Origin of the sequence: Paenarthrobacter sp. A20, assembly GCF_024168825.1 — a bacterium.
In the GTDB taxonomy this organism is placed as follows: Bacteria; Actinomycetota; Actinomycetes; order Actinomycetales; family Micrococcaceae; genus Arthrobacter.
In genome coordinates, this window is the sequence record NZ_JALJWH010000001.1 from 4,860,162 (window position 1) to 4,875,126 (window position 14,965).

Sequence of the window (14,965 nt, forward strand, 5' to 3'; positions counted from 1 at the left end):
CCGCGGCTCATCCCTGGCGCCGGGTGTCAGCGTAGAGGTTGTCCACGATGTGCCGTGCGCGTTCGGTGAAAGCCCCACGTTTGAGTTTCATGGTCGGTGTCACGATTCCGTTGGCCTCCGTGAGGTCGGTCAGCAGCAAGACGAACCGGCGCACCTGCTCGGAGCGTGCGATTTTCGCGTTCGCAGCACTGACGGCCTTGCCAATGACGGCCAGAAGCCGGACGTCGTCGATTTGGACTGCGCCGCCGTCGTCGGGGATCCGGAGGCCCTTCAGATCTGCAATGCCCTCGCGCTCGGCCCACGCAGCCAAGGTTTCGGGGTCCAGCAGCACCAGCCCACCGAGATACGGCTTGCCCTCCCCCACCATCACGGCGTGGGCAACCAGGGGGTCGCCTTCAACGTAGCCTTCCCAAATGGCCGGGGAGATGGTCTTCCCGCCGGCGGTGACAATGACGTCCTTGATCCGCCCCTTCAAGGTGAGCCGGCCCAGATGGTCCAGCTCGCCGAGGTCCCCGGTCCGGAAATAGCCGTCGACGAACGCTTCGGCGTTGTCCGCCTGCCGGCGGTAGCCTGCAAAGACGCCCACACCGCGGGCCAGGACTTCACCTTGGTCCGAGAGACGCACGGTGGTACCGGGCATGGGAACACCCACGGACCCCGAGTTAATGGCCCCGGGCAGGTTCCCCGTCAACGGGGCGGTAGTTTCCGTGAGGCCGTAGCCTTCGATCACGGGAAGTCCCAGTCCTCGGAAGAACAGGGACAGTTCCGCGTCGAGGGCCCCGGCGCCGGACAGCAGGTAATCGAGGCGTCCGCCCACCAACTTCCGCAGCCGGGCGTAGAAAAGGCGGTCGAACAGGGCCCGCCGGATGCGGAGGCCGGCAGAGGCACGGACGGTCTGGTCGGCGTCGTGCGCTTCGGCAAACCGGCCCCACTCCACTGCCGTGCTTTGCGCCGAAGCCCACACGCGCCCCAGCCGCTTTTGCGTTGCGGCGGCAGCGGCCGATGCCTGGATTTTCTGCAGCACACGCGGAACCACCACCAGGAACGTTGGCTTCAAAGCGCCCAGTGCAGGAACCACGTCCCGTGGATCGGAGAGGTGGGCGATCCGCATGCCGTTGGCCAGGCAGATCAGCTGCAGCCCGCGTGCCAGGACATGGGCCATGGGCAGGAAGATGATGGTGTTGCCACCCTCTCGGACCACCTCCGTGTAGGCTCCGGCGACGTTCAGGACCTGCCCCACGAAGTTGCCGTGGGTGATGAGCGCACCTTTGGGCGCCGCCGTGGTGCCGGAGGTGTACACGATGGTGGCAACGGAGTCGAGATCGGCCAGCAAGCGGCGCTCCTCAACGGTGCTGTCCGGGATCCCGACACCGCGGGCCACTAAATCTGCCAGGTCCGCCCCGGGCACGGCATCAATGGTCCAGATCCCCAGGGGCTGGATTCCTGCGGTGCTAAAACCCTGCTCCAGCAAAGCGGCGTGCTCCGCGGTGCCGCCCACGGCAAGCCTGACGTCGGCGTCGGCCAGGATCGCCGTCACCTGCGGCGCCGCTGAGGTTTCGTAAACCGGAACCACGACGGCGCCGGCGAACCAAGCCGCCATATCGGCCAGTGCCCACTCGTAACGGGTGGGGGACATGATGGCCAGGGACTCCCCCGGCTGGATGCCCGCCGCGATGAAACCCTTGGCCAGTGCCCGGACCTCGTCCACGAACTGCTCCGTGGTGACTTGCCGCCACGGATCGGTGATGGCCGCATCCGTCGCACGGACTTCGAATGCGATGTGCCCGGGGTTCGTCCGGACGCGCTCCATGAGCAACTCCGTGGCGTTGCGGTGGTTGGCCGCGTCAACCAGCGGCGGGGAGGTGAACTCTCTCAACGGGCACCCCCGGCTGACAGGGATTGCAGGTGCTCCTGCATCAGGCCCAGGACGGCGTCGAGAAAGTCCCCGACGACGGCTTGGTGTTCAGCAGGCAGCGCGTCCACGTGCGCAGTGGCAGCAGACAGGAGCGGCTGCAGCAGGTCCTTGACCTGGAGGGATGCCGAACTGGTGACGTTGACGTGCACTTGCCGCCGGTCTTCGGTGCTGCGCAGGCGCTCAACGAACCCGTGCGACTCCAAACGGCTGACCAGCGCAGTTGTGGTGGCCGCTGTAGCACCCAAGTCCGAGGCGAGGGCACCCACAGTAACGGGTCCCGACTCAGCCAGTACGGTCAGCGCCCTGTAGTCAGTGAGGTTGAGTCCGAGGGCCCGGGCTACCTCGCGTTCGGTCTCATTGGCCAGGCCAAACAGACCCTGCAAGGTCCGGGAGGTCGGGTGGGCCGACTCTCCGGTAGCCTTTTCATGATTTTGCATGGTTATATAGTAATCAAATTAGTTTGAACATAAAACAGGCTAGGAAACAGGCATTGTGGGGAAACGCCGCTCGAGCCGCCGTGAAAGGAACGCTGTCGTGAAGGATTCAGAGAGGAAGGGCCTCATTGCCCTTCCTGTGGTGGTGCTGCTGGGCGGACTCGTCGCCGTGGCTGGAAGCCAGCACGGAGCAAGCCTGACCGGGATTCCGGTCTTCGCCGCCGCAGTCGCCGCCGCGTTCATCATTCAATGGCTTGTCTTCATCCCGTCCTTCAAAGCACAGACAGAGAAGTACTTCGATCTCACTGGCTCACTGACCTATGTAGCCATCACCGTTCTTTTGGTGCTTGCCACCCCCGGAATTGATGCCCGTTCGCTGCTCCTTGCGGCCATGGTTGCCGCGTGGGCCCTCCGCCTGGGAACCTTCCTGTCCCGGCGGATCCACAAGTCCGGCAAGGACGACCGCTTCGACGAGATCAAGCCATCATTCATCCGCTTCCTCAACGTCTGGACCATGCAAGGACTCTGGGTGGTCTTCACTGCCGCAGCAGCATGGGTGGCCATCACCAGCACCAACCGGGTGGCTTTGGACTGGCTGGCCGTCCTCGGATTCGTGGTGTGGGCGGCAGGATTCCTCATCGAGATCGTGGCCGACCTGCAGAAGAGCCGGTTCAAGGCCAACCCGGCCAACAAGGGAAAGTTCATCTCCACCGGACTGTGGTCAAAGTCCCGGCACCCCAACTACTTCGGCGAGATCCTCCTGTGGACGGGGGTGGCCATCATCGCCATCCCGGTACTCCAAGGCTGGCAGTGGATTGCACTGATCTCCCCGATCTTCGTTGCCCTCCTGCTCACCAAGGTCAGCGGCATCCCCTTGCTGGAAAAGAAGGCCGACAAGACCTGGGGCGGCGAGGCGGGGTACGAGGCCTACAAGAAGAGCACCCCAGTGTTGATCCCGAAGCTCAGCTAGGACCCACAACGCGACGCCCACCACGAAAACGGCGCGTGCCCCCGGAAGGAGGCACGCGCCGTCGTACGTTTGAAACGCAAGGACCAGACGGGTCTTAGCTGAACAGCTCGCTCTTGGGCTCGTTGTTCTTGACCTTCTGCCACCCAAGCCACAGGACCAGGGCGAAGAACGGGATGGTGGCCAACGTCCATAGACCCAGCAGGAAGACCTCGCCGGTTGCCTTGTCCGTCATCGTGTCGAATCCGATGAGCACGGTGATGGCCAGCAGCGCGATGAGGCCCAGCCAACTGGTCCACGGCGAACCGGGCATCGGCAGGCTGGAGACGTTGCCGCGCTTCTTCCGCAGGGCAATCTGGCTCGCGAAGATGGAACCCCACGTGAAGATGACGCCGATGGATGCGGTGTTCAGTGCGAGGTCGAAGGCGTGCGAGCCACCCAGCCAGATGTTCAGGAGGATGCCCACGAGGTAGACGCCACCAATCGCCAGGATGGCGGCGTACGGCACGTGACGGGTGGACATCTTGGTGAGCCACTGCGGAGCGTGGCCGTTGTTGGCCATGGTGCGGAAAATGCGGCCGATCGAGTACAGGCCCGAGTTGCAGGAGGACAGTGCGGCGGTGATGACGATCATGTTCATGACGTCGCCCATCCAGCCCAGGCCCATCTGGCCGAAAACGGTAACGAACGGCGAGGTGCCGGCCACGTACTGGTCGGACGGAAGCAGCATTGCCAGCAGCGTCACCGAACCAACGTAGAAGACCACAATACGGATGACGACGGCGCGGATCGCCTTGGGAACTTCGCGTTCGGGGTTCTCCATCTCACCAGCGGTAATGCCGACGAGTTCGATGGCGTTGTAGGCGAAGATCACGGCGTTGAGGACCAGGATCATCACCAGGCCGCCCTTGGGGAACATGCCCCCGTCTTCGTGGAAGAGGTTGGCAACGGACGCGTTGCCGTCGCCCACCTTGGCGTTGGTGACAACCATGAAAGTGCCAACAGCCAGGAAGATCACGATGGCCGCGACCTTGAGGCAGGAAGCCCAAAACTCGAATTCGCCGAAAGCCTTGACGCTGAACAGGTTCACGGCCACCAGCAGCACCAGCGCGGCGATGGCAGACAGTTCAATGGGCACGTTCGGGAAGAAGAACTGGAAGTACAGGCCGATCGCGATCAGTTCGGCGATACCTGTCATGGCCCAGTTGATGAAATACATCCAGCCGGAAAGGAAGGCGCCCTTCTTGCCGAACATTTCGCCGGCGTAGCTCACGAAGGAGCCGGACGTCTGGCGGTACATGATGAGTTCACCGAGCGCGCGCATCAGCAGGTAAGCGATGACGCCGGCAATGGCGTAGGAGAAGATCAGGGCCGGGCCGGTGGAGGCCAGGCGGCCGCCGGCACCCATGAAGAGGCCGACGCCGATGGCGCCGCCCATGGCGATCATGGTGACGTGGCGGCGACTCAGGGTCTTCTGGTATCCCTCAGCGCTGAGGGTTGAGCCCGCGGCTGCGGATGACGCCTTGGAGCTCTGGAGATCTGTGGGAGTACTTTGCGGCACAGCTGTTCCTTGTGGGTTGGGGTCTTGCTGTAGGTGTCACGCCCATGCCGGAACACAGGCGTCTTTGGCACACAAAATTCGAGCTTTTCCTCCTTTGAGGACCCGAAGTGTGACAAAGAACGCAGAACGCCGAAGCTTCGCGCAACCCGTCTATCTTACGGGATTAACCCGAATGCCCGTGACGCAGGCAACAAGGGGCTGTGGAAAAGGTCCCCCGCTGCACCTCAAACCATCGCCGCTCAGCCGGCCTCCAGAACAATATTCCCGGCCTCATCTGCGAAGACTTTGTAGGTTTGAAGGGGTTTGGCGCCCGTGGTGGAGCAGCCGGTTTGGAGTTCGAAGGCGTGCTGGTGCAATGGGCACATCACCACGTGCTGGTCGATGGTTCCGTCTGCAATGGGGCCGCCTTTGTGCGGGCAGACACCCGAAACGGCGCGCAGGCTTCCGTCCCTGAGCCGGAACACTGCCACCTGCTCGCCGTCGACGCCAAAGGCCCGGCCTTCACCGAAGGGAATTTGGTCAAGAGGTCCCAGGACCAGCGGAATCTTCATTGGACCGGCACCTGCGGCAGAACTGTCAAAGGCAGGGAGGTGCGGAACTGGCCGGGCGTCAGGGGATCATCGCGTTCGCTCCAAGGGTCCACGTAGCTGTCCACCGAGGCTTGCATGGAAGCATCCAGGCGGGCGGCGATCCCTTCGGAATCGTCAAGAATGACGCTGCGGATCCGCTCAATCCCCACCCGAGGCACAAAGGAGTACGTCCGTTCCAACCAATGGGCGTTCTCCCGGTAGTACTGCATGAAGCGGCCTGCAAGGAGAGTGACTTCCTCGGGCGTATCCACCGTGACCAGGAGGTCCCCCTTGCGGATGTGGGCACCCGCCGCTCCCCCGATGTAGATTTCCCAGCGGCCACCTTCCACCGCCACCACACCCACGTCCTTGACCAAGGACTCGGCACAGTTGCGTGGGCAGCCGGAGACCGCGAGCTTTAGCTTGGCCGGCGCTTCGATTCCTTGGAAACGCGACTCCAGACCAATGCCCAGTCCGGTTGAATCCCCCGTCCCGAACCGGCAGTAGTCCTTCCCCACACACGTCTTGACCGTGCGGAAACTCTTGCCATAGGCATACCCGGACGGCATGTCCAGATCCGCCCACACCTGTGGAAGCTCCTCCTTGGGCACTCCCAGCAGGTCGATCCGCTGCCCGCCGGTCAGTTTAATCATGGGAATGTTGTGCTTCTCTGCGACGTCGGCGATCCTTCGGAGTTGCTGGACCGAGGTCACCCCACCCTTCATCTGCGGCACCACGGAGAACGTGCCATCACGCTGGATGTTGGCGTGTACGCGGTCGTTGATAAACCGGGCGTCGCGTTCATCAACGTAGTCTCCTGCCAACATCATCTTCATCAGCGATGCCAGCCCCATCTTGGATTTGGCGTCCTCGGCGCTGCCCGGCGCCAGGGCGGCAAAGACTTCCGAAACTGAACAGAGGCCGCGCGAACGGATCTCGGCCATCAAGGAACCCTTGTCCAGCGGAATTCCCGGAACGTAGTAGCTAGCTGCCGGGTCTTCCTCCACGGCACCACCAGCCGCCCATTCCACCACTTGGGTGACCATGGGCTTGCACGACCCACAGCCCTTGCCTGCACGGGTTGCGTCCATGGCAGCGGACACCGAAGCGCACCCGCCACGAACGGCGCACACCAGTGCCCCTTTGGAAACGCCGTTGCAGTTGCAGACCTGGGCGTTGTCCGCCAGCTCGGCAACGCTCTCCTCCTCCCCTGGTGAGCCGAGGTCGAACATCAGCGAGAGCCGCTCCTCAGGAAGGGGCAAACCCTGGTCGAAAGCCTGGGTCAGGTAGGCCACCTTGCGGCTGTCGCCCAGCAGGGTGGCGCCCACCATCTTGTTGTCCCGGATCACGATCGACTTGAACACTCCGCGGCCGGGTTCCGAGAAAACGATGTGCTCATCGGTATCCCGTTCGGGGCCATGAAGTCCCATGGAAGCGACGTCGACGCCGGCCACTTTCAGTTTGGTGGCAGTCCGGGAGCCCAGATACATCGAGTTGCGGTCCACTCCGGTGACGTGATCGGCCAGTACGGCGGCCTGCTCCCACAAGGGTGCCACCAGTCCGTACACCTGGCCGCGGTGCTGGACGCACTCCCCTACTGCGTAGATTTCCTCTTCATCCATCACCCGGAGGTGGTCGTCGACCACGATGCCGCGCTCCACTGCCAAACCACTCACGACGGCGACACCCACGTTGGGCCGGATGCCTGCGGTGACTACCACCATGTCGCAGTCGAGATCTGGTTGGTCGCGCAGGCCCACCCCGGTGATGCTGTCCGAACCCAGGATCGCCGTGGTCCGGCTTCCGGTGTGCACTTTGATGCCCAGCGCCTCCACGCTCCGCCGCAGTATTGCACCGCCGTCGGGCCCCATTTGGGCGCTCATCAGGTGCCCGCCCGAGTGGACCACAGCAACGTCCAGGCCGTAGGCCTGCAACCCCCGGGCCGCCTCCAGCCCGAGCAATCCGCCGCCAATCACCACTGCCCGCCGGTGGTGCTCGTGCTGGGCGAACTCGATCATCTTCCGGGTATCGTCCATGGTCCTGAAGGTGAAGACGCCATGCCGGACCGTTCCGCTGGGCGTATGGAGCCCGTCCATAGGTGGCAGGAAGGAGCGGCTGCCGGTGGCGATAATCAGTTGGTCGTACTGGACCACGCGGCCGTCGGCGGCGAAAACGTGCCGGCTGAACTTATCGATGCGGTCCACCAGGACCCCGGCATGGAGAGTGATGTTGTTCGCCTGGTACCAGGGGAGGGCGTTGAGGAAGATGTCCGCATCGCTTTCCTCGCCCGAGAGGACATGGCTGAGCATGATCCGGTTGTAGTTTCCATAAGGTTCGTCGCCGAACATGGTGATGTCGAAGATGTCACCGCCACCCCTGGCCAGGACTTCCTCCACGGCACGGGCACCGGCCATGCCGTTGCCGATCACCACCAGCCGCTTCTTCATCAGTGCTCCACCATGCCGAGATCCACCACCACTGATCCCCGAACGCCCGCGGGCGCCACCAGGAACAGCTCGATCACCGACCCGCCATCGGTGTCCTCCACTACCCTCAGCGGGATGTGGACATCGCCCTTGGCGCCTATGGGGAAATAGCGCATGGGAATGCGGTCCCGCATGAGGACAACGGTGATCAGTTCCGGGCTCGAGTTGCCGCCGCGGAAGTACAGCGTCTGGTTGACGACGCCGTCCGGGACGAAGTGCGAGAGCTCGGCATGGATGGGAACCGGTTTATCCAGCCCGGTGCCCTCGAAGTGGTAAATGCCCTGCAGGAAGAGGTTCTGGATGATCACGGGACAAGTCCTTTCGGCCGGTTCCCTTCCCATGGTGCTCTGCCGTTGTTTCAGAACGCGCGACGCCGTATTTCCGCCCACAGCACGAGGCGTAACGATCACTTTGCGAACAGCTCACCGGCGTTGAAACCGCGTGAGGATTACAGCAATTTGCCGTCCTGCATCCCGTACCGGACCCACGTCCCCGTAGACGCCTCCCGGCCAGGACTGGAAGCACACCGATCGAACCACTCCCCCAAGGCACGGTCGTGGCTCACGATCACCAGCGTCCCGGCAAACGACGCCAGCGCGGCCTCCAACTGTTCCACCAGCACGGGTGCCAGATGGTTGGTGGGTTCGTCCACGATCATGGTTTCGCAGCCGCCCAACAGGAGCCGGGCCAGGGCGAGCCGGCGTTGCTGACCTGCGGAGAGGCCACCCACGGGGACGTGGAATTCAGCAGGCCGGAAGAGCCCCAGGCGGAGCAACCCCTCAGCATGGTCATCAATGTTTCCGCCCAATCCCGCAGCGAACGCGGGGAGCAGTCGGAGCCCCGGCCGCGCGGGCACGTCGAGTTCCTGCTGCAGGTAGCCCACTTTGCCCTTGATGGTCACGGATCCAGCCGCGGGTTCCAGGTTGCCCGTCAGCACAGACAACAGGGTGGATTTGCCGGCGCCATTGGGGCCCGTAATGAGCACCTTTTGTCCGGTTTCCACCTTGAGGTCGGTGGTGTGGAGCCGTCCCGGCACGCTGACTCCGTGGGCTTCCAGCGCGGGTTCGGAGTCCGTTTCAGCCACGGAACCCAGCGGCGCCGCCAGCTTCAGTGGCACGGGTGGCCGGTCAACGGGGTTTTCTTCGAGCCTGCGAAGCCGCTCCTGGGCGTTGCGGACTTTGCTGGATGCCGCACTCTGCCATGTTCCGGCCTTGAACCCGAAAGCCATCTTGTCGTTGTCGCGCTTGCGTCCGTAGCCCATGCGGTCGGCCACCGTGGCGGCCTGGAGGCGTTCGGCAGCCATGGCGTCGAGCCATTCGTCGTACTCCTGGACCCAACGGGCACGCTCGGCTGCTTTCTCGCGGAGGTAGCCTTCGTAGCCGTTCCCGTAGCGGTTCACGGACCGACGGTCGGCGTCCACTTCGATGATGGTGGCGGCTACCTTACGCAGCAGGACACGGTCGTGCGAGACCACCACTACCGTGCCGCGATGGGCAGCCAATCGGGACTCAAGCCAGGCGGTACCGTTCGCGTCAAGGTGGTTGGTGGGCTCGTCCAGGAGCAGCGCTTCGGCTGGATCGGCCAGCAGGCAGGCCAGCGCTACACGCTCCTGCTCGCCGCCGGACAAGGATCCAAGCGTTCGACGCCGGTCCAAGCCTCCCAGCCCCAGTTTGTCCAGCGCCGCTTCCACCCGGGATTCGGCAGCGTAGCCCTCGCGGAGTTGGTACTCCGTTTGCAGGCTGCCGTAGAGCTCGAGTTCCTCGGTGTCGGCATCCGCCAGGCCTGATTCGAGGTCCAGGATTCGCGCTTCCAAGGAACGCAGGGATGCCAGGGAGGAGTCGATGGCGTCCCCCACTGTCAACGACTCGGAGAGCCCATGGGTTTGCGCCAGGTAACCGACGCGGTAGCCGGCGTTCCCGGACAGACCCGCAGTGCCGTCGTCGGGCGTTTCGACGCCAGCCATGAGCCGGAGCAGCGTGGATTTACCCGCGCCGTTTTCGCCGACGATTGCCACGTGTTCGCCATGGTGGATGACGAGGTCGACATTGTGCAGGAGTTCGCGGTCCCCGTAGCCGTGGGAAACGCCGGAAAGGTGAAGGTGGTCAGTCAAGAGGTGTCCTCGCAAGTCCGCAGTGGATGGCAGAAAGCCGTGTGGGTACTGGGGATGCAGCCGCAAAAGGGCTGCGCTCAAGACTTCATCGCTCCAGCCTGCCCGGCGGACATGGTCCCCGTCAAGCGGGAGTACCAAGGATGACACCATCAGAGTTCAATAAACTCTTGAAATGACACCACTTTGGCGTCAGAATGATGTCATGCAGCTCAACCAGTACGTGACCGCGGTCCATCATCAGCTGAACACCGCCGCCGAGGCCGGTGGGCCCGAAGCGCGCGCACTCAGCGAACGCCTCACCGCCGCCGTCGAATCCACTGTGCGACTGGTCCTCCTGGAGGCCCTCTCGGATGCCGCAAGCGAGATCACGCTGGAACTCGCGCCGGGTTCCGTAGAGGTCAGGCTCCGCGGCCGCGACCCTGAATTCGTTGTCAGCAACCCGCAGAGCGGAGACTTCGAGACAGTCAACGAACGGCAGCCCATCGCACCCGAAGACCTCGACGGAGCCAGCACAACGCGGACGACGCTCCGACTACCCGATCACCTCAAGCAGCAGGTTGAGGACGCGGCGGGCAAAGACGGCCTGTCGGTAAACTCATGGCTGGTCCGGGCCGTCGCCGAGTCGCTGAACGGCGGTGGCCCTTCCCAACGGAAGGTGCGCCGCGAACCCGGCGAGCAGAACTTCACAGGATGGGCCCGCTGATGGCAACGTTCCAGACTCCCCAGCCAATCGCCGTCGTTGTTGACGTTTCCGTCCGCGGCGACATTTGGATCGTAGCCCGCGACCACCCCGAGACTGAGGTGACGGTCCAACCCCGCAAGGCCAAGCGAAGCCTGGATGTCAGGATGGCTGAGCAAACCACTGTGGACTACGCGGACGGCCGCTTGCAGGTCAGGCTTCACCCCGCATTCCGCCACACCTGGTTCAGCGACGGCGGCGCCGTGGAAATCACCGTGGAGGTGCCCACGGGCAGCAGCCTGGAATTGAAGTCCGCCATGGGCGACCTCCGCTGCGAAGGCGGGTTCGGCACTGCCGAGCTGAGGACTGACTTGGGACATATCAGCATGGACCACTGCGGTGAGCTCCGGGCCCATACGGACATGGGCGACGTCACCGTGGAGCACGCCTCAGGTAGGTCCAGGATCAAAACCGGCTCCGGAAAGATCCGTATCAGGGATATTGAAGGCGTTGCCACAATAAAGAACGGCAACGGCAACACCTACATCGCACACGCCGCCGGCGAGCTCAGCGTCAGTGCGGCCAATGGTGACGTCTCCCTGGAAAGAGCCGGCCTATCCACTACCGTCAAGTCGTCCAGCGGCGACATCACCGTGGGCGAAGTCGCCGCCGGGAACCTCACCGTGCAGACAGGCGCGGGCACTCTCGTCGTCGGTGTGCGTGAAGGCACCGCGGCCTGGCTTGACCTCAACACCAAGTACGGACGCGTGCGCAATGGACTCGAAGCAAGCGGCGGACCCGGCGAGAGCATGGACAAAGTGGAGATCCGCGCCCGTAACGCCTACGGGGACATCACGGTGAAGCGCTCGGCCGTCCGCTAGAACCGCTACACGGTGGCCACAGCCCGCTTCCGGCGCGCTTTGGCCACCCGGGTGCCGATCAGTCCCTGCCGCGGGCTGAACAAGTACACGGCGGCGAACACCACTCCTTGGGTGAGGACCACCATGGCTCCGGATGCGGTGTCCAGGTAGTAGCTGAGGTAGATGCCGGCCACCGAACACACTACGGAGATGACGGGTGCGATGACCAGCATCCGGGAGAAGCGGTCGGTCAGCAGGTAGGCGGTGGCGCCCGGGATGATCAGCATGGCCACCACCAGCACCACACCCACGGTCTGCAGCGCCACCACGGAGGTCAGTGCGAGCAGGCCCAGGAGCAGGGCGCCGAGCTTTTTGGGTGACAGGCCGATGGCGTGGGCGTGTGTGGGGTCAAAGGCGTAGAGGGTGAGGTCGCGGCGTTTGAGGATCAGGATCGCGAACGCGACCACGCCCAGGACCACCACCTGGATGAGGTCGGGGATGCTGACGCCCAGCAGGTTTCCGAAGATGATGTGGTTCAGGTCGGTTTGGCTCGGGGTCACGGAGATCAACACCAGGCCCAGCGCGAACAGCGAGGTGAATACGATGCCGATCGCAGCGTCTTCCTTCACCCGGCTGGTATTGCGGACCACCCCGATCAACGTCACCGCAATCAGGGCGAACACCAGCGCACCGAGCGCGAACGGGGCACCCACGATGTACGCGAGGACGACGCCGGGAAGCACCGCGTGCGAGACGGCGTCGCCCATGAGGGACCAGCCGATGAGGACGAGCCAGCAGCTCAGGACGGCACAGACCACCGCGGCGATGGCGGTGGTGGCGAGGGCACGTACCATGAAGTCGTAGCTGAGGGGTTCCAGCAGGAATTCCACGGTTCAGCCCCTGTTCATGACGTCGAGGCCAAAGGCCATGGCGAGGTTCTCCGGTTGGAGCACGGTGTCCGGGCTTCCATGCATCAGCACTTTGCGCATCAGCAGCACCGCTTCATCGCAGAGTTGGGGAAGGGCATGAAGGTCGTGGGTGGAGATGAGGATGGTGGCGCCGTTGTCGGCCAGCTCGCGGAGGAGCCTGGTGATGGTGGCCTCGGACCTCTTGTCCACGCCCGCGAACGGCTCGTCCAGCAGCATCATGGTGGCGCCCTGCGCAATGCCGCGGGCCACGAAAGCCCGCTTCTTCTGCCCGCCGGACAGCTGACCGATTTGCCGGTCCGCGTACTCGCTCAGCTCCACGCGGTCCAAAGCATGCTCGACGGCGTCACGGTCGGCTTTGCGGGGCCGGCGCGTGAATCCGAGGTGCCCGTAGCGGCCCATCATCACCACGTCCCGGACGGACAAGGGGAACGCCCAGTCCACGTCCTCGCTTTGGGGAACGTAGCCGATGCCCGCATCCTTGCGCATCTTCACCGGAGGTTCCCCATTGATGAGCACCCTGCCGGAATCGGGTTTCACCATGCCCATGATGACCTTGAACAGGGTGGACTTGCCCGAGCCGTTCATGCCCACCAGGCCGCAGATCCTTGAATGGTCCAAGGTGAGGGACGCCTTGTCCAGGGCCAGGACCTCACCGTAATGGACCGTGACGTCCTCGACAGCGATCGCGGGGGTGCTCATGACGTTGCTCCTGTCAGTGCCGTGGTGATGACCTTGGCGTCATGGCGCATGAGGTCCAGGTACGTGGGAACGGGGCCGTCCGCTTCCGAGAGGGAATCGACGTACAAGGTCCCCCCGAACGTGGCATCAGTGGCACCCACCACCTGCTGCATAGGAGCGTCTGACACCGTGGATTCACAGAACACCGCCGGAACCTGGTTCTCCTTCACGAACTCGATGGCACGGGTGATCTGCTGCGGCGTTGCCTGTTGCTCAGCGTTCACAGCCCAGATGTAGACCTCTTTGAGGCCGGCATCGCGTGCCAAATAGGAGAACGCGCCTTCGCAGGTGACCAACGCCCGCTGCTTCTCCGACAACACGGAGAGCTTGGAGACCATCTCGTCCTGCACGGTCTGGAGCTGGGCGTTGTAGGCCTTCGCGTTGGCTTCGAACTCGGCAGCATGGGACGGCGCCAGCTTCGCGAACGCCTTGGCCATGTTGTTGGCGTAGATCTGGACGTTCTTGGGCGACATCCACGCGTGCGGATTCGGCTTGCCCTGATACGAATCCTCGGCAATAGGCATGACCTCCACTCCATCGCTGACCACGGCGTGCGGCACATCGAGGTCCTCCACGAACTGGGCGAACCACGCTTCAAGGTTGAGTCCGTTGTCCAGGATCAGATCGGCTTGGGCAGCTTTGCGGATGTCTCCCGGCGTTGGCTCGTAGCCGTGGATCTCGGCGCCCGCCTTGGTGATGGACTCCACGCGCAGCTTATCGCCGGCAACGTTCTTGGCGACGTCCGCCAACACAGTGAACGTCGTCAGAACCACGGGCTTGTCATCACTTCCTGCGGAGGAATTCCCACCGCAAGCGGTGACGCCAAGGGCGAGGGTGATGGTGATCAGGGCAGCAGCGAAACGGCGGACATCTTTGGCGCGCCGAAACGAAAAGTTAGGCATACCGAAAAGTGTAGCCAAGCATGGGCCACCCAGCAAAGCTAGGCTGGTCACATGGGCACTCTTTCCACCAAGGCATCTCTGTACAGGTTCACTGCCCTCGACGCCATCGCCGTGGCCGTCTACCTCGGCTTCACCTTGTACTTCACCTTCGCGGGCGAGTCAGTGGAACGGCTCATGCTCCAGGTCTTTCCACAGCCAGCCACCGCCTCCTATGCCGTCAACGCGATCTTTTATACCGGCGTCGGAATATTTGCGGTCGCTTCGGCCTGGCGCGTAATAGGCCGCGACCTAAAGATCCTGGGCACCCGGCCATGGTTCACCCTGGGCATGGTCCCCTTGGCGATCGTGGTGATGCTCATTCTCACGGCCCTGCTGGTGGCGGCATTCGGGACAGCCCAAAGCTCAGAGAACCAGCTGGGCATCCAAGGTCTCCTGCAGCAGGTACCCGCCTGGCTCATGGTGCCACTGTTGGTGATCCTTGGTCCGTTCGTGGAGGAGTATCTCTTCCGCCATCTCCTGATCGGCAAGTTGTCCCGGTACTTGAATATCTGGGTTTGCTGCGCGGTCTCCGTGGTGGTCTTCGCGTCCATCCATGTGGTGGGCCGCGAAGGGCTGGTGCTGTCCGCCTTGGCGCCGTATCTGGGCATGGCCGTGGTGCTGGTGGCGGTGTATGTGTGGACCGGAAAGAACCTGATGTTCTCCTACTTTGTCCACGCCGCGAAGAATCTCATGGCCGTAGTGCTCATCTACGCCATCCCGCCTGAGCTCCTCCCCAACTGAGTAGCAGCAAACGTTCCACTGGGCCCTCGCTGCGA

The 14,965-nt window shown here is 63.5% G+C and carries 14 protein-coding genes; 4 read left to right on the top strand and 10 right to left on the bottom strand.

Going from position 1 to position 14,965, the window contains the following annotated elements:
• Positions 1 to 7 precede the first annotated feature (7 nt).
• Positions 8 to 1,876, bottom strand: coding sequence for a long-chain fatty acid--CoA ligase (locus J3D46_RS22485; RefSeq protein WP_231340435.1), 1,869 nt, complete (start codon positions 1,874 to 1,876; stop codon positions 8 to 10).
• Positions 1,873 to 2,352, bottom strand: coding sequence for a MarR family winged helix-turn-helix transcriptional regulator (locus J3D46_RS22490; RefSeq protein ID WP_231340434.1), 480 nt, complete (start codon positions 2,350 to 2,352; stop codon positions 1,873 to 1,875). The genes J3D46_RS22485 and J3D46_RS22490 overlap by 4 nt, the downstream gene beginning before the upstream one ends.
• A gap of 97 nt (positions 2,353 to 2,449) precedes the next feature.
• Between J3D46_RS22490 and J3D46_RS22495 the strand changes: the two genes are divergently transcribed.
• Complete coding sequence (locus J3D46_RS22495) at positions 2,450 to 3,319, top strand: DUF1295 domain-containing protein (protein WP_253468975.1); 870 nt, start codon at positions 2,450 to 2,452, stop codon at positions 3,317 to 3,319.
• 94 nt (positions 3,320 to 3,413) lie between these two features.
• Here the strand turns inward: J3D46_RS22495 and J3D46_RS22500 are convergent, their stop codons facing one another.
• The 5 genes from J3D46_RS22500 to J3D46_RS22520 all read right to left on the bottom strand — a co-directional run bounded on the left by J3D46_RS22500 (position 3,414) and on the right by J3D46_RS22520 (position 10,042).
• Positions 3,414 to 4,877: an amino acid permease gene (locus J3D46_RS22500; protein ID WP_231340432.1), complete on the bottom strand. Its 1,464-nt coding sequence runs from the start codon at positions 4,875 to 4,877 to the stop codon at positions 3,414 to 3,416.
• Between the two features lie 239 nt (positions 4,878 to 5,116).
• Positions 5,117 to 5,428, bottom strand: a complete 312-nt coding sequence (locus tag J3D46_RS22505; RefSeq protein ID WP_253468977.1) for a Rieske 2Fe-2S domain-containing protein — start codon at positions 5,426 to 5,428, stop codon at positions 5,117 to 5,119.
• The gene (gene nirB / locus J3D46_RS22510) at positions 5,425 to 7,893 is read right to left on the bottom strand and encodes a nitrite reductase large subunit NirB (RefSeq protein ID WP_253468979.1); all 2,469 of its coding nucleotides are present in this window, start codon (positions 7,891 to 7,893) and stop codon (positions 5,425 to 5,427) included. The genes J3D46_RS22505 and nirB overlap by 4 nt, the downstream gene beginning before the upstream one ends.
• Positions 7,893 to 8,240 (bottom strand): molybdopterin oxidoreductase, encoded by a 348-nt coding sequence (locus tag J3D46_RS22515; RefSeq protein WP_159701185.1) that lies wholly within the window; start codon positions 8,238 to 8,240, stop codon positions 7,893 to 7,895. Before J3D46_RS22515 ends, nirB begins: the two co-directional genes overlap by 1 nt.
• 140 nt (positions 8,241 to 8,380) lie before the next feature.
• A complete protein-coding gene (locus J3D46_RS22520) occupies positions 8,381 to 10,042 on the bottom strand; it encodes an ABC-F family ATP-binding cassette domain-containing protein (protein WP_253468981.1) in 1,662 nt (553 codons plus the stop codon).
• A 202-nt stretch (positions 10,043 to 10,244) separates the two neighbouring features.
• On the opposite strand from J3D46_RS22520, the gene J3D46_RS22525 reads away from it, so the two are divergent.
• Positions 10,245 to 10,745 (top strand): histidine kinase, encoded by a 501-nt coding sequence (locus tag J3D46_RS22525; protein ID WP_253468983.1) that lies wholly within the window; start codon positions 10,245 to 10,247, stop codon positions 10,743 to 10,745.
• Positions 10,745 to 11,602 carry a DUF4097 family beta strand repeat-containing protein gene (locus J3D46_RS22530; RefSeq protein ID WP_253468985.1) on the top strand — a complete coding sequence of 286 codons (858 nt, stop codon included), beginning with the start codon at positions 10,745 to 10,747 and terminating at the stop codon, positions 11,600 to 11,602. The genes J3D46_RS22525 and J3D46_RS22530 overlap by 1 nt, the downstream gene beginning before the upstream one ends.
• Positions 11,603 to 11,607: 5 nt before the next feature.
• Here the strand turns inward: J3D46_RS22530 and J3D46_RS22535 are convergent, their stop codons facing one another.
• From J3D46_RS22535 to J3D46_RS22545, 3 genes are read right to left on the bottom strand one after another with little or no spacing between them, the layout of a single operon-like run.
• Entirely contained in the window at positions 11,608 to 12,471 is an 864-nt protein-coding gene (locus tag J3D46_RS22535) for a metal ABC transporter permease (protein WP_253468986.1), read from the bottom strand.
• A gap of 3 nt (positions 12,472 to 12,474) precedes the next feature.
• Positions 12,475 to 13,209 (bottom strand): metal ABC transporter ATP-binding protein, encoded by a 735-nt coding sequence (locus J3D46_RS22540; RefSeq protein WP_253468987.1) that lies wholly within the window; start codon positions 13,207 to 13,209, stop codon positions 12,475 to 12,477.
• Positions 13,206 to 14,150: a metal ABC transporter substrate-binding protein gene (locus tag J3D46_RS22545; RefSeq protein WP_253468988.1), complete on the bottom strand. Its 945-nt coding sequence runs from the start codon at positions 14,148 to 14,150 to the stop codon at positions 13,206 to 13,208. The genes J3D46_RS22540 and J3D46_RS22545 overlap by 4 nt, the downstream gene beginning before the upstream one ends.
• Before the next feature lie 51 nt (positions 14,151 to 14,201).
• On the opposite strand from J3D46_RS22545, the gene J3D46_RS22550 reads away from it, so the two are divergent.
• Positions 14,202 to 14,930, top strand: coding sequence for a CPBP family intramembrane glutamic endopeptidase (locus J3D46_RS22550; RefSeq protein WP_253468989.1), 729 nt, complete (start codon positions 14,202 to 14,204; stop codon positions 14,928 to 14,930).
• Positions 14,931 to 14,965 lie beyond the last annotated feature (35 nt).